The sequence below is a fragment of the Pseudomonas sp. Soil_N_39 genome (assembly GCF_057655955.1).
In genome coordinates, this window is sequence record NZ_JBDGLI010000051.1 from 1 (window position 1) to 447 (window position 447).

1 protein-coding gene is annotated in these 447 nt (G+C 62.4%); it reads right to left on the minus strand.

Annotation, left to right across the window (positions count from 1 at the left end; translation table 11 throughout):
- Positions 1-447: MFS transporter (locus tag AC3A5O_RS28785; protein WP_487754020.1), on the minus strand; the 447-nt coding region annotated here is incomplete at both ends.

The window sequence follows — 447 nt, forward strand, 5'->3', positions numbered from 1 at the left end:
GGCAACAACGCCCCCGGTACCAAGCGCATCGCCACCGCTGCCGCCATGCTCCAGAATCCGCCGAGGGCGATACCCAGCAAGATACGCATCACCAATAGCACCGCGAAACTGGAGGAAACGGCGACCAGAAGATTGGATGCGATCATCAACGTGGAAAAACCCAGCAGCACCCAGCGGCGGTCGATACCGCGGGTCAGGCCTGGCACCAACAAGCCCGCGAACAGTGCCACCACGGCTGTCACCGTTACCGCCTGTCCCGCCAGCGCTTCGGACACGCCCAGATCGGTAGCCATCGGCGTCAACAGGCTGGCCGGAAGGTACTCAGCGGTGAGCAATCCGAACACACCCATTGCCAACGAGAACACTGCCATCCACGCAGGGGTTGCAGGCTCTGCATCCAGCCCGACGCCGGGCCGGCTGTCAGATACGGCATTACAAACACAGTCA